This is a genomic window from Actinomycetota bacterium (genome assembly GCA_035540895.1).
In the GTDB taxonomy this organism is placed as follows: domain Bacteria; phylum Actinomycetota; class JAICYB01; order JAICYB01; family JAICYB01; genus DATLFR01.
This window is the reverse complement of record DATLFR010000061.1, coordinates 1-13,557: the sequence shown is the minus strand read 5'-3', so window position 1 is coordinate 13,557 and position 13,557 is coordinate 1. Positions and strand designations below refer to the sequence as shown.

13 protein-coding genes are annotated in these 13,557 nt (G+C 71.3%); 5 read left to right on the top strand and 8 right to left on the bottom strand.

Features of this window, described 5'->3' with window-relative positions; genetic code table 11:
- A partial coding sequence (locus VM840_03405) for a hypothetical protein (GenBank protein HVL80622.1) occupies positions 1–188 on the bottom strand: 188 nt, incomplete at its 3' end.
- Positions 188–745 carry a sigma-70 family RNA polymerase sigma factor gene (locus VM840_03400; protein HVL80621.1) on the bottom strand — a complete coding sequence of 186 codons (558 nt, stop codon included), beginning with the start codon at positions 743–745 and terminating at the stop codon, positions 188–190. The genes VM840_03400 and VM840_03405, both read right to left, overlap by 1 nt.
- A 509-nt stretch (positions 746–1,254) precedes the next feature.
- Between VM840_03400 and VM840_03395 the strand changes: the two genes are divergently transcribed.
- Complete coding sequence (locus VM840_03395) at positions 1,255–2,247, top strand: type IV toxin-antitoxin system AbiEi family antitoxin domain-containing protein (protein ID HVL80620.1); 993 nt, start codon at positions 1,255–1,257, stop codon at positions 2,245–2,247.
- 84 nt (positions 2,248–2,331) lie between these two features.
- Here the strand turns inward: VM840_03395 and VM840_03390 are convergent, their stop codons facing one another.
- Genes VM840_03390 through VM840_03370 form a run of 5 tightly spaced genes read right to left on the bottom strand, consistent with a single transcriptional unit; the run spans position 2,332 to position 8,791 of the window.
- Positions 2,332–3,291 carry an ABC transporter ATP-binding protein gene (locus tag VM840_03390; protein ID HVL80619.1) on the bottom strand — a complete coding sequence of 320 codons (960 nt, stop codon included), beginning with the start codon at positions 3,289–3,291 and terminating at the stop codon, positions 2,332–2,334.
- A 16-nt stretch (positions 3,292–3,307) separates the two neighbouring features.
- A complete protein-coding gene (locus tag VM840_03385) occupies positions 3,308–4,492 on the bottom strand; it encodes an ABC transporter permease (GenBank protein HVL80618.1) in 1,185 nt (394 codons plus the stop codon).
- Positions 4,493–6,946: an endopeptidase La gene (gene lon, locus VM840_03380; protein HVL80617.1), complete on the bottom strand. Its 2,454-nt coding sequence runs from the start codon at positions 6,944–6,946 to the stop codon at positions 4,493–4,495.
- Positions 6,943–7,374, bottom strand: coding sequence for an Hsp20/alpha crystallin family protein (locus VM840_03375; GenBank protein HVL80616.1), 432 nt, complete (start codon positions 7,372–7,374; stop codon positions 6,943–6,945). Before VM840_03375 ends, lon begins: the two co-directional genes overlap by 4 nt.
- A 43-nt stretch (positions 7,375–7,417) precedes the next feature.
- Complete coding sequence (locus tag VM840_03370; protein HVL80615.1) at positions 7,418–8,791, bottom strand: hypothetical protein; 1,374 nt, start codon at positions 8,789–8,791, stop codon at positions 7,418–7,420.
- 111 nt (positions 8,792–8,902) lie between these two features.
- On the opposite strand from VM840_03370, the gene VM840_03365 reads away from it, so the two are divergent.
- The 3 genes from VM840_03365 to VM840_03355 all read left to right on the top strand — a co-directional run bounded on the left by VM840_03365 (position 8,903) and on the right by VM840_03355 (position 12,455).
- Entirely contained in the window at positions 8,903–9,448 is a 546-nt protein-coding gene (locus VM840_03365; GenBank protein ID HVL80614.1) for a substrate-binding domain-containing protein, read from the top strand.
- A 101-nt stretch (positions 9,449–9,549) separates the two neighbouring features.
- The gene (locus tag VM840_03360) at positions 9,550–11,418 is read left to right on the top strand and encodes a 2-oxoacid:acceptor oxidoreductase subunit alpha (protein HVL80613.1); all 1,869 of its coding nucleotides are present in this window, start codon (positions 9,550–9,552) and stop codon (positions 11,416–11,418) included.
- Entirely contained in the window at positions 11,415–12,455 is a 1,041-nt protein-coding gene (locus VM840_03355; GenBank protein HVL80612.1) for a 2-oxoacid:ferredoxin oxidoreductase subunit beta, read from the top strand. The genes VM840_03360 and VM840_03355 overlap by 4 nt, the downstream gene beginning before the upstream one ends.
- On the opposite strand, the gene VM840_03350 is transcribed toward VM840_03355, so the two are convergent.
- Complete coding sequence (locus VM840_03350; protein ID HVL80611.1) at positions 12,452–13,228, bottom strand: alpha/beta hydrolase; 777 nt, start codon at positions 13,226–13,228, stop codon at positions 12,452–12,454. The genes VM840_03355 and VM840_03350 overlap by 4 nt on opposite strands.
- Positions 13,229–13,284: 56 nt before the next feature.
- Here VM840_03350 and VM840_03345 point away from each other — a divergent pair.
- On the top strand, positions 13,285–13,557 hold a 273-nt coding region (locus VM840_03345), incomplete at its 3' end, for a hypothetical protein (protein ID HVL80610.1).

Sequence of the window (13,557 nt, the reverse complement as noted above, 5' to 3'; positions counted from 1 at the left end):
ACCCGGACGGCTGCCGCCGCCCCGGACGCCACCAGCAGGGCAGCCGCGGCGAGTGCGACCGGCTTCATCAGATGGCGGGTGGAGCGCCGGGTCCGGACGCCGGACATCACCCGCTGGGTGAACCCGTCGTCCTCTGGCTCGGGCTCGGCTCCCGCGCGCAGGATCTCGTCCAACCTGTCCTCAAGCATCAGGCGTCACCTCCGAACATGAATGGCTCCAACGAGGCGGCCAGGGAGCGCCGCGCCGAGTGGAGCCGGCTACGGACGGTGCCGACGGGGCAACCCTCGGCCACCGCTATCTCTTCGTAGGAAAGCCCCGCCTCGCGGAGCAGGAACGTGGCCCGGATGGTGTCCGGGAGCCGGGAGACGGCCTCCGACACGGCGCGCTTCAGGTCGGCCCCGTCCGTCGGGTCGATGTGACGGCGGTCCTCCGGTAGCGACTCCACCGGAACCGGCGTCCTCTGCTCACGCCTCCACATCTCGATGCAGGTGTTGCGGGCGATCGTGAACACCCAGGCCATGAAACGCTCGGACGGCCTGTACGAGCCGAGGCCCTTCCAGACCCTCAGGAACGTCTCTTGAGCCGCGTCGTCACCGGCCGCCGCGTCCCCCATGACCCGGCGGGCGAACGCGCGCACCGGTCCCTGCAGCATGCGGACGATCTCTTCGAACGCTTCGAGATCGCTGTTCCGAGCGCGCTCGACGAGCAGATCGATCGGAGGCCGGACCGGCTCGATCCCCGTCACCGGGCCACCCTCCGTCGGTTCGGCCGCGAGGCTCCCAGGCACGACGCGGGACCCTGTGCCCCGTGCGGCCGCGTCGTCCCGTCGGGAGCGGTGGGCCCTTCGGCGCAGGCTCGCCGTCCTGTCGTGTGGGTGGCGCTCATCCTCTCCTCCGCCCATCGCCCGCTCGTTCGCTGCGTACACGGTGCCTCCTGTCGCGTCCTCTACGGAAGACGACGACGCGGGAGCCGAGAAAGTTCGGTCGGACCCGGGACCGCCCGTGGGGGCCGAGGGTCGGGAGCCCGGGTCGCTGACGCCTCACGCCGGCTCACCTCCCGTCCGGCCGCCCCCTACGCGTCTGCGCCGGCGCTCGGCGCCACATATGTCGCGTCTTGCCGGCGCACGGGTCCGCGCCCATCCCCGCGGGGACGTGCGCCGGCGCGGGACGCCACGACCGCGTGCGGGTCCGGTGTCTGCGGCGGGTGCTCCCATGGGGGTCCTTCCCAGGTCTTCCCCCCGCACGAGGAGGGGTCATGACCAGGGAGATGCGACTCGCCGCCACGTCGGCCCGACAGCTCGGCGCGTTCACCGGACAGCAGGCGGTCGCCGCCGGGTTCCCGCGACGGACGGTCCAGCGCCGCGTCTCCAGCGGCGTCTGGGAGCGCGTCGTCGGTGACACGTACCGGGTGCGAGGGGCTCCCGTCTCGTGGGAGCAGGTCGCGCTCGCTGCCTGGCTCGCGGTCGGGAACCCGGCAGCGATCTCGCACCGCTCGGCAGCGGCCCTGTGGGAGCTGGGCCCTGCCCCGCCCGCCGAACCAGCGATCCTCGTCCCGCGGCCGCGCCGACCGCGAGTCGGTGGCGTGGAGCTCATCGAGACGAAGAGATGGGGCAGGCTCGATGTCGTCCGGAAAGGTCCCTTCAGGCTCACCAGCATGCCCCGGACGCTCGTCGACCTGGCTCCCGTCCTGCCGGAGCTCGAGCTGGAGATGGCGCTGGACCGCGCCCACCGTCAGGGGATGCGGTTCGACCGGTTCATGTCCTACCTTCGGCACCCGGCTAACCGACGGCTCCCGGGCGTCCGGCGTTTGCTCGAGATCGCGGCCGACCGCGACCCGGCCCGTCCGATCGAGAGCGAGCTGGAGACGCTGCTCTTCGCCGTCCTTCGTCGAGCCCGGCTCCCGCTCCCCGTCCGCCAGCACTGGACCGAGACGCGCAAGGGGAGGCGCCGGATCGACCTCGCATACCCGGAGCATCGGCTCGCCCTCGAGGTGGTCGGGTTCACGTTCCACGAACACGGACGAGCCGCCTTCGACGACGACAAGGCGCGCGACGCCGAGCTGGCCGAGGCCGGGTGGGACAGGCGCTACCTCACGAAGACGAAGCTGGAGGGTGAGCCGGACGACGTCGTCTGGACCGTCTCCCGCGCGCTCGGACTCGTGCCGACGCGGTGGGAGGCTCGGGCGAGCGGCGGGACCCGCCGTCCCACCCGGTCGGGACCCGGTCATCCTGGCCGTGCGCCGGCGTGAGACGCCACATGTGGCGCGACCCGCCGGACCGGGCCCGGACGAGGCGACCGAGGTGCACTGCGACGGCGGACCGCGCCACCCAGGTCAGGCGCCGGACCGTCGCCCGCCCGACCTCTTGGCTCCCGTCTTCTTCGCGGTGGCTCCCGACCTCTTGGCTCCCGCCTTCTTCGCGGCGGTGCGGGAGCCAGAGGCGGTGCGGGAGCCAGAGCGGGAGCCAGAGCCGGTGCGGGAGCCGGAGGCGGTGCGGGAGCCAGAGCCGGTGCGGGAGCCAGAGCCGGAGCGGGTCGTCGACCGCTGGGCACCCCGCGATGAACGCGAGCGCGGGGCCGCTGGAGCTTCCTCGGCCCCCGCCTCGGGTCCGGAGGCCGCGGAGGACGTGTCCTCCACGATCTCGCCGTCCTTCATGTGGACCAACCTCCCGGCCGCCTGGGCCAGCTCCTCGTTGTGCGTGACGACGACGAGCGCCTTGCCCTCGGCGCGGAGACCGTCCAGGAGCTCGACTATCCCCGCGGCCGTGGCCGAGTCCAGGTCTCCCGTGGGCTCGTCCGCGAGGATGAGTCCGGGGTCGGCCACGAGCGCGCGGGCGATCGCGACCCGCTGCTGCTCCCCTCCCGAGAGCTGGTCCGGACGGTGGTCCAGCCGTGCCCCCAGCCCCACCCGCTCGAGCAGGTCGCGCGGCGAGAGCGAAGCCGACTGTCCGAGGTACCGGAGGGGGAGCGCGGCGTTCTCGAGAGCGGTCAGGTGGGGGAGCAGGTTGAACGACTGGAAGACGAACCCGATCGCCTCCCTGCGCAGCCGGGCCCGCTCACGCTCTGGGAGCCCGTTGGCCGCGACGCCCCCCACGACGACCTCGCCGCCGTCGGGCTGGTCGAGCAGCCCCGCCACGTTGAGGAGGGTCGTCTTCCCGGATCCGGACGGACCGACGATCGCCACGAACTCGCCCCCGGACACCTCCAGGGACACGCCGCGCAGCGCGTGCACCTCGAGGTTCGCGCCCATGCGGTAGGAGCGACGGACGTCGGCCAGGCCGAGGACGACGCTCAAGGGGGACCCCCCACGCTCAACCCAGCGTCCTCAGTGCCCGGACAGGGTCGATCGACGCGGCCCGGCGCGCAGGCAGGAAACCGGCTCCCACACCCGTGACGAGGGACAGCAGGAAGACCAGGCCCCATAGGCGGGGCGTGATCGTGAACGCGACGACGCCGTCGTCGCGCGTGACCGCGTTCAACACGGTCACCATCAGGAAACCGAGGAGCGCACCCGCGAGCCCGCCCACCACCGACACGACCGACGACTCGGTGAGGAACTCGCGCAGGATGTCGCGCGACGAAGCGCCGACCGCCTTCTTGATCCCGATCTCCCGGGTGCGTTCGGTGACGGAGAAGACCATCGTGTTGATGATCGCCACGCCCCCGACGAGGAGGGCGACGAGCGCCGACCCGAGGATGATCGCGTTGAAGATGGCGGTGAACTGACGGATCTGCTGTCGCGATGCCTCGGGCGAGAAGACCATCGCGTTCCCGACGCGTCCCTCCAGCCGTTCGGCGAGGACGTCCGCGTCCGTGCCGGGAGCCGGGAAGACGCTGAACTCGTCCACGACCGAGTCCACGTCGAGGAAGGGCTCGACCTCCTTGAGGATCTCTCGCGTATCGGCGATGGACGCCGTCGCGAACCGGTCTATCGGGGTGGACGTGGCGGCTCCCACCCCCACGACCTCGAAGTCCCGCCCGCGGATCTTCACGACGTCGCCCGGCCGGGCGGACCGTCCGTCGATCAGGAACCTCTGGGCGAGCTCGGCTCCCAGGACCACCCTCCACCGGTCGCCCACCTCGAGCGTCCGGCCGGCCGCCAGGCGCAGGTCGCCGATGGGGGACCGCTGGGCGCGTTCGATATCCACCCCGAAGACGAGGTCGGGCGGTCCGAACCCGGCGTCGCCCTCGTCGGAGAAGAGCACGGTCACCCTGGGCACGACGACGCCGACGCCTTCGACCCGATCGAGCTCGTCCATGAGCGTGACCGGCAGATGGCCCATGGGGAAGAAGACCGACGAACCGGGGCCGCGCACGAGCACCTGGGTGCCGAGGAACTGCCGCAGCGACGAGATCGAGACGTTGAAGTTCTCGGCGAGCGACCCCATCACGGTGAGGGCGAAGGCGCCGAGCCCGATGCCGGTCACGGTGAGGAAGGTCCGCAGCCGGCGCCGGCGCAGGTTGCGAGAGACCTCCGACCACAGTCCTACGCGCACTCAGCGGCTCCTCGCGGACGCACGCTCGCGGAGCTCGGGCGTCCCGGCCGGGGAGACCACGGGGGCCGGACGGAGGTCCCGCAGCGGGGAGGCGAGCGCCTCGTGCAGGACCTGATCCATGTGATCGACGAGCACGAACCGCAGCTGAGTCCGGACATCCTCCGGCACCTCGCGCAGGTCCCTCTCGTTGGCCGCGGGCAGGACGACCGTCTTCACCCCCGCTCGGTGGGCGGCGATCACCTTCTCCTTCACACCGCCGATCGGGAGCACCTTGCCGCGCAGCGTGATCTCGCCCGTCATCCCGACCTTCCGCTTCACAGGCACCTTCGCGATCGCGGAGACCATGGCCGTGGCCATCGCGATGCCGGCGGAGGGTCCGTCCTTCGGGATGGCTCCCGCCGGCACGTGCACGTGCACCTCGTGCTCGGCGAACCAGTCCTCGTCGACGCCGAGCGTCGTCGCCCGCGACCGCGCGTAGGTCAGCGCTGCGCGCGCCGACTCCTTCATGACGTCTCCCAGCTGGCCGGTGAGGGTGAAGGCGGACGACCCGCGCACCAGCATCGTCTCTATCGACAGGATGTCGCCGCCCACGGGGGTCCAGGCGAGCCCGGTCGTGACCCCGATCTCGTCGCGTTCGCGCAGCGGCTCCGTCCGGACGCGCGGGGGGCCGAGCATCTCCTCGATCTCGGCCGCCTTCACGGTCACCTTGCCGGTCTGTCCCTCGGCGATGCGCAGCGCGACCTTGCGCAGGACCGCGGCCACCTGCCGCTCGAGGTTCCGGACCCCCGCCTCGTAGGTGTACTCCCGGACGATCCTCCGCAGGGCATCGAGCGCGATCGCGGCCTGCGAGCGGCGGAGACCGTGCTCGGCCAGCTGCCTGGGGACGAGGTGTCGGCGCGCGATCTCGAGCTTCTCGGGCTCCGTGTAGCCGCGCAGCTCGATCACCTCCATGCGGTCGCGCAGCGGACCGGGGATCGGGTCCAGCATGTTCGCGGTGCAGATGAACAGCACGCGCGACAGGTCCACCGGCACCTCGAGGTAGTGGTCGGAGAAGGCGTGGTTCTGCTGGGGGTCGAGCACCTCGAGCAGCGCCGAGGCGGGGTCCCCCCGGAAGTCCATCCCGAGCTTGTCGATCTCGTCGAGCATCATCACGGGGTTGGCCGTCCCGGCCCGCCGCAGGCCCTGGATGATCCGGCCCGGGAGCGCGCCGATGTAGGTGCGCCGGTGTCCGCGGATCTCGGCCTCGTCGCGCACGCCCCCCAGCGACATCCGGACGAACTGCCTACCCAGGGCCCGGGCGATGGACTGTCCCAGAGACGTTTTGCCCACCCCAGGCGGACCGACGAAGCAGAGGATGGGGGACCGGTTGTCCGGGCGGAGCGTCCCGACGGCCAGGTACTCGAGGACCCGCTGCTTCACGTCGCCGAGCCCGTAGTGGTCTGCGTCCAGCACCTGACGCGCCTTGGTTATGTCGCGGTCGTCGTCTGAGAAGCGACGCCACGGGGTCTCGAGCAGCCATTCCAGGTACGTGCGGGAGACGGTCTCCTCGGGGGAGCCGCGCTGCATGCGGTCCAGGCGGTCCAGCTCACGCTCGGCCGCCTTGCGCGCCTCGTCCGGCATCTCCGCGTCCCGGACGCGCTCCCGCAGGTCGGTCAGCTCCGACCCGCGCTCGTCGGTCTCGCCCAGCTCCCGGCGTATCACCTCGAGCTGCCGGCGCAGGAACTGCTCGCGGTGCAGCTTCTGCACATCCTCCGAGAGCTCACGCTGGGTCTGGGTCGAGAGCTCGAGGAGGCCGAGCTCGTCGTTCAGCAGCTCCTCGAGGATGGTGAGCCGCGCAGCCGCACGAGGCTCGGAGAGCAGGCGCTGCTTGTCGGTCAGGTCCACGTTCATGTTCGCGGCCAGGAAGTCGGCCAGGTCGCCCGGGTCGCGGACGTTCATCGCGGCGATCGCGAACTGCGGCGGGATCGAGGGGGCGAGCTCGGCCACCCGGCGGAAGACGCCGAGCACGGATCTCATCCGGGCCTGCGCCTCCTCGTCGGGGTCGGGCTCGGCCACGTACTCGACGCGCGCCACCGGGAAGGGGTCGACGCGCAGCCATTCCACGGTCCGCGCCCGGGCCAGCCCCTGGAGCGCGACCTGCATCCCGCCGGACGGCAGGCGGAGCAGCTCCGCCACCCGCCCCAGGGTGCCGACCTCGTAGAGCTGGTCGGGCGCGGGGGGGTCGGCCTCCGGGTCCGCCTCCGGGCGCACGGCCACCGTGAGCAGGAGCCGGTCTCCCTCCACCACGTCCTCGATGAGGCGGAGGGACCGCTCGCGTCCCACCAGCACGGGCAGGGCGAGGTTGGGGAAGAGGACGTTGTCGCGCAGCGGGAGGACGGCCACCTCGGTGGGAAGGTCGGGAGCCCCGCCGGACGGACCCCCCGGCCCCGTCACCTGCACCTCCTGGGCGCTCACTGGCCCTCCACCTCGACGCGCTTGCGGGACCGCGGCATCTTCGGGAACCGGACCGTCAGCAGGCCGGCGTCGACGGAGGCGGTCGAGCGGTCTGCGTCGACGCGTACCGGCAGCCGCAGCCGCCGCTCGAACTGTCCGAACGGCACCTCGAGCTGCAACGGCCGGGACCCCGTCCCGGTCCGCGCCTGGGGGAGCCGGCGGGTGCCGCAGATCGTCACCTCGTCCTCGTCCACCTCGACACCGACGTCTTCGGGGGAGACACCAGCGATGTCCACGAGGACCACGAACTCGTCCGCCGTCTCGTACACGTCGACGCGCGGCGCCCAGGTCCGGCGGTAACCCGAGCCGCTGCGACGCACCATCTGACCCATGAGCTCCTCCATCTGGTGCTCGAGGTGCTCGAAGAGCGGGTCGCCCGCCTTGGGCAAGATGCATCCCTCCTGACGTCCGAGACGAACGTCAGTCTAGGTGTCAGGAGGCGGCGATGCAGGTGGGGTCGCAGGACGGGACGTAGAAGATGTCCAGCCCGCGTCCCATGTCGTTGGCGAAGACGAATCCGGGGTGGCGGTCCTGCCACATCTTCGCCGCCCACGTCTCCGCCCGGCTCAGCTTCGCCGCCGCCATCGTGCGGGAGCCCGCCCTCACGCCGGTGCCGTCGAGCTCCTCGAGCATGCCCCGGAAGTCGATCACGTGGACGCCGGCCGAGTACCAGGCGATGGCCATGGTGCGGCCGTCCGGGTTGATCCGGAACACGTGGGACGTGCAGCTCGCTGGGAAGGTGCCTCGTGGGTGGTTCAACCCCAGGTCGTCAGCCCAGAACGCGCCCACCTTCACCGGCGCGGCCTCCAGCTGGGGTTCGGGGCCGATCCGATAGACGTGGACCCCGCCGCCCGGGCAGACGGGCCACAGGGTGCCGCCTCCCAGCTCGTCGGAGACGAGGAGGTACTCCCCGTCGGGGGTCGGGTCGGCCTGGTGGGACAGCGACAGCTCCGGGTGCGCGATCGTCGAGATGAGCCTCGGGTTGCGCGGGTCGGTCGTGTCGATCACGTCGGTGTGGGTGAGCGCGGCCGCGTACGCGCGGTGGCCCGGCTCGAGGACGGTGCCGTCGCTGCGCTCCACGCGGCCCGTGTTGAACGTGATGTCGTGCGGCGGACTGGCGGGGAGGTAGGGCCAGTCCTGCACCAGGCGCGGCCTGGCGGGATCGGAGATGTCCCAGATGTGGATGACCGCGGTGCTCACCCGCAGGTCCGAGTTCGAGACGTAGACGAGCGGCTCCGTCGGATGCACGGTCGTGTTGTGCGCGCCGGTCGGGACGCGTGCCCGCCCGAGGAAGCGCGGCCTCCGCGGGTCGGTCACGTCGAAGGTGACGAACCCGGGGGGGATCTCGATCTCGGCGCCCGGCTTGTACTCGCAGATCCCCGAGCCGGCATCGTCCTGCGCCAGGACGAGCGTGACCCGGCCGTTGGCGTGGTGGAACAGCTGCACGTCGCCCTGGTAGAGCGTGCAGGGGATGACGGAGACGACGACGGGCTCCCCCGGCTTCGTCACGTCGACGATCGGCATGTGGTGACGGAGGTCGTCGATCCCGCGGATGTAGCTGTTCACCCGTCCGGCGAAGACGTAGTCGCGGCCCCCGATCGTCGCGAACTCCAGGTCCGACCCGCCCGAGTAGGGGATGCTCGCCACGTGCTCGGCTCCCCCGGACAGCAACGCAGCCGCCGTCCCGCCCGTCGGGCGGTCGACCACCTCGCGCCCACGCACGCCGGCGGCAGCCGTGGCCGTGAACAGGATCGTCGTCGCCGCGACGAGCGTGGCCGCGCGTCTCAGGAGGTGCAGGCGGTGCATGGTCCCCCCGATCGGTCGGGCTCCCGACGGGAGCCCGTGGTCAGGTCTCCATCCTCTCATACGCGCGCCCTGGCATATGCTTACGGACGCCAACGAGCTGGGGGAGGAACGATGCGACCGCGCGCTCTCGTCTGCATGGCCATGCTGGTCTCGCTCGCCGCCTGCGGGACGGCCGAGCTGAAGCCCGTGACGACCCCCGACCCCCAGATCCTCCCGCAGGAGACACCCACCCCCGGGCCGCAGCAGGCGGGGGACACGTCCGGACAGGCCGTCACCGGCGCCATAAAGGTCCTCGCGTCGTCTCGGTTCGAGAACTACCTGTACGAGATCCGGAGGTCCTTCGTCGGGCAGTTCTCGGACGCCAGCGTCGAGTTCGTGTTCGCCCCGACCGCCGAGCTGCGCGACAGGATCGGACGGGGGGAGCCGGGCGACGTATTCGTCGCCGACGACGAGGCGGCCATGGCGACGGTGGTGGAGGCGGACCGCATGTCCGACCGGGCGAAGACGTTCGCCCGCGCGGAGGGCCGGACGTTCCAGGTGGCCGTGCTGAAGCCGGCCGGCAACCTGCCCACCTCCCAGAGGTTCGTGGGCGTGATAACCGGACGGTTCGGACAGGAGGCCGCCCGCCGCCACGGCATGGAGCCGGCCGCCGCCTGAGCCGGGCCCCCCTCCCAGGTCCCATCGGTTCCTCGCACCGCTGAATCCGCGCGGAACCGTTCCTATACTTGGGGTCCGTCCCATCGAGCAGGAGTTACGACTTGGCGCCCACGAAGACCGTCCAGGAGATCGACCAGGTCGTGATCCGCTTCGCCGGTGACTCCGGCGACGGGATGCAGGTCACCGGCGACCGGTTCACGAACGCGACCGCCGTGTTCGGCAACGACCTGGCCACCCTCCCCGACTTCCCGGCCGAGATCAGGGCCCCCGCCGGCACCCTGTACGGGGTCTCGGGGTTCCAGCTGCACTTCGCCGACCACGACATCCTCACGCCCGGAGACCAGCCGAACGTCCTCGTGGCGATGAACCCGGCCGCGCTCAAGGTCAACCTCGGCGACCTGCAGAAGGGCGGCATGGTCATCGTCAACACCGACGCCTTCGAGGAGCGCAACCTCGCCAAGGCGGAGTACACGTCCAACCCGCTCACGGACGGCACCCTGGCCGACTACCAGGTCTTCGAGGTCCCGCTGAACAAGATGACGCTGGGCTCCCTCGAGGGGATCGAGGGCCTCACCCAGAAGGAGATGCTGCGCTGCAAGAACATGTTCGCGCTGGGACTGCTGTCGTGGATGTTCTCCCGGCCGGTCGAGGGCACCGAGGACTGGATGCGCAAGCGGTTCGGGAAGCGTCCGGAGGTGGCGGAGGCGAACGTCCGGTCCTTCCGGGCCGGGTACGCGTTCGGTGAGACGACGGAGGTCTTCGCCCACTCGTTCGTGGTGAAGCCGGCCGCCCTCGAGCCCGGGACCTACCGCAACATCACCGGGAACTCGGCGCTCTCGCTGGGTCTGGTCGCGGCGGCGGAGCGGTCCGGCCTCCCGTTGGTGCTCGCCGGCTACCCGATCACCCCCGCGTCGGACATCCTGCACGACGTCTCGCGGTTCAAGGCGTTCGGGATCAAGACGATGCAGGCCGAGGACGAGATAGCGGCCGCCGGGGCCGCCCTGGGGGCCAGCTTCGGCGGCGCGCTCGGCGTCACGGTCACGTCCGGACCCGGGCTCGACCTCAAGTCCGAGACGATCGGGCTCGCCATCTCCGTGGAGCTGCCGCTGCTCGTGATCGACGTCCAGCGAGCAGGACCTTCCACCGGGATGCCCACGAAGACGGAGCAGGCCGACCTGCTGCACGCGATGTACGGGCGCCACGGCGAGTCGCCGCTCCCGATCATCGCGCCGTCCTCGCCGGCCGACTGCTTCGACGCGGTCCTGGAGGCGGCGCGCATCGCGATCCGCTACCGCACGCCCGTCATCATCCTGTCGGACGCGTTCCTCGCCACGGGAGCCGAGCCGTGGAAGCTCCCGTCGGTGGATGACCTGCCCGACCTGCGCTCGATCGTGAACCTGGCCACGGAGCCGAACCAGGACGGCGAGTACTGGCCGTTCCTCCGCGACAACGAGACCCTGGCCCGGCCGTGGGCGGTCCCGGGCACCCCCGGTCTCGAGCATCGGATCGGTGGGCTCGAGAAGGCGGACGGACGGGGCGACATCTCCTACGACCCGGACAACCACGACCGCATGGTCCGGCTGCGTGCGGCGAAGATCGCCGGGATAGCGGCGGACATCCCGCCCACCGAGGTCCTGTACGACGCGGACGCCCCCGTGGTGGTCGTGGGCTGGGGGTCCACGTACGGACCGATCCGCGCCGCCTGCCGGCGCGTCCGCAAGAACGGACACCGGGTGGCCTACGTCCACCTCCGCCACCTCAACCCGTTCCCGGCCGACCTCGGCGACGTCCTGCGCCGCTACGAGAGGGTGATCGTCCCCGAGAACAACCTCGGACAGCTCGTCCGGATGATCCGGTCCGAGTACCTCATCGACGCGATCGGCTACAACAAGGTCGCCGGGCTCCCGTTCAAGGCGGCCGACCTCGAAGAGCTGCTGCTGCAGCACCTGGAAGGAGTGGCAACCGCATGAGCGACGGCAACGGCGGTGTGAGCGCGCCCGTAGAGGTCGCGCTCACGAAGAAGGACTACACCTCCGACCAGGACGTGAGGTGGTGTCCGGGCTGCGGTGACTACGCGGTGCTCGCGACCGTCCAGTCCTACATGCCGGAGCTGCAGATCCCGAAGGAGAAGACGGTCTTCATCTCCGGGATCGGTTGCTCGTCGCGGTTCCCCTATTACATGAACACCTACGGGTTCCACTCGATCCACGGTCGGGCCCCCGCGATCGCGTCCGGGCTCGCCGTGACCAACCCCGAGCTCGACATCTGGGTGGTGACCGGGGACGGCGACGCGCTCTCGATCGGCGGCAACCACCTGATCCACCTCATGCGTCGCAACGTGAACCTGACCGTGCTGCTCTTCAACAACCAGATCTACGGTCTGACGAAGGGGCAGTACTCGCCGACATCGGAGATGGGGAAGGTCACCAAGTCGACACCGTTCGGGTCGACCGACTACCCGTTCAACCCGATCTCGCTCGCGTTGGGAGCCGAGTGCTCGTTCGTCGCCCGCTCGATCGACTCGGAGCGCGCCCACCTGCTCTCGGTCCTGCGCCGCGCCGCCCAGCACAAGGGGACGCGCTTCATCGAGATCTACCAGAACTGCAACATCTTCAACGACGACGCGTTCATCGCCCTCACCGGCCGGCAGACGAAGCAGGCGAACCAGATCCGGTTGGAGCACGGCAAGCCGATCCGGTTCGGCGTCGACGACTCGAAGGGGGTCGTCGCCGACGGCGACGGAGCGCTTCGCATCGTGGACGTCCAAGAGGTGGGGGAGGACCGCCTCGTCGTCCACGACGAGGGTTCGCTGAACGCAGCCCACGCCTTCTCCCTGTCCCGCCTGGCCCACTCGCCGACCGGTCCGACGCCCATCGGCGTGTTCCGCGCGGTCGAGCGTCCTACCTACGAGGACATGATCGAGCGCCAGATCTCGGACGCGCAGAGCCGGTCGCAGGCCGACCTGGCATCGCTGCTGGCGTCCGGCGACACCTGGACCGTCGGCTAAACGGGCTGTGGGCCGGCGGCGAGCCTGATCGCGTCCGCCACCAGGGCGGGGGCGAACCCGATCGCCGTATGCGTCTGGCCGGGCATCGAGACCACGCGGGTGTGGGCCGGGAGCCAGCTCATGACGCGGTCGCGGTCGTAGAAGTCCGAGGCCGTGTCCGCGCCCTCGAGGTAGACGACGGGGATCGTGAGCTCGCCCAGCCGCTCCAGGTCGGGCTCCCAGGCGGTGAGCGCCCCAACCTCACCGACGAACGGTCCGCACCCGGCGACGACCCGCTCCCACTCCCCGATCTCACGCAGCACGGCTAGCTGCTCCTCGGTGGCACCGACCCGCACGAGGAAGGACCGCATCGCCTCCTCCGCGCGGCCCTCCTCGATCAGCCTCGCCACGCCACGCAGCCGATCGGCGAGCTCCGGCCCCCGGACCGGCGGCTCGTAGACCGTCATCGACCTGAGGGGGGCGCCGGCCGCCGCCGCCTCCATGAGGCAGATCGCGCCGTAGGAGTGTCCGAACGCGTGCACGGGCTCCCCGATGTCGTCGATGACCGCGAGGATGTCCCGGGCTTCGTCCCCGATGGTGTGTGCTCGGCGTGCGTCGTTCCCGCTCCGCCCGCGCCGGTCCATAACCGCGACGGTGAACCCGTCCTGGAGGTGCTGCCGCACGAGGGCGAGGTCGCGTCCGGTTCCCGCCCCCCCGTGGATCAGCAGCAGCGGAGGGCCCGCACCCCACGTGCGGTAGGAGAGGGTGACGTCGTCGTTCCTGACCGTCCGCATCGAGACCCCCGAGTTGCCGCTCGAGCCAGCCCGAACACGATAGGCGCATCGACCACATGGGGGTCCCGGCTCCCGGCTTGCTGGTCGGACCCGGTGGGCTCCGCCTCCGCGAGCCGCACCGCGGTGGCTACTGGGCGGGCGTCGGTCCGGGAGTCGCCGGCGCCGGGGTCGCACCCCCGCCGGGCGTCGCCGCCGGCGTCGGCGCGCCGCCTCCCGGGTCCGGGGCGGGCGTGGCGGCCGGACGGGTGCCCGAGCCCGAGGTCCGGGGGCGTCGCGCCGGGTCGACGGTCCGGACGGGGAGGGGCGTGTCCTCGGGGACGCAGTACCCC

What these genes read in the sequence shown, in the direction of transcription:
- VM840_03365 (HVL80614.1), top strand. Translation starts at nt 8,903, where the DNA reads ATGCGACCGCGCGCTCTCGTCTGCATGGCCATGCTGGTCTCGCTCGCC.
- VM840_03355 (HVL80612.1), top strand. Translation starts at nt 11,415, where the DNA reads ATGAGCGACGGCAACGGCGGTGTGAGCGCGCCCGTAGAGGTCGCGCTC.
- VM840_03350 (HVL80611.1), bottom strand. Translation starts at nt 13,228, where the DNA reads ATGCGGACGGTCAGGAACGACGACGTCACCCTCTCCTACCGCACGTGG.
- VM840_03395 (HVL80620.1), top strand. Translation starts at nt 1,255, where the DNA reads ATGACCAGGGAGATGCGACTCGCCGCCACGTCGGCCCGACAGCTCGGC.
- VM840_03370 (HVL80615.1), bottom strand. Translation starts at nt 8,791, where the DNA reads ATGCACCGCCTGCACCTCCTGAGACGCGCGGCCACGCTCGTCGCGGCG.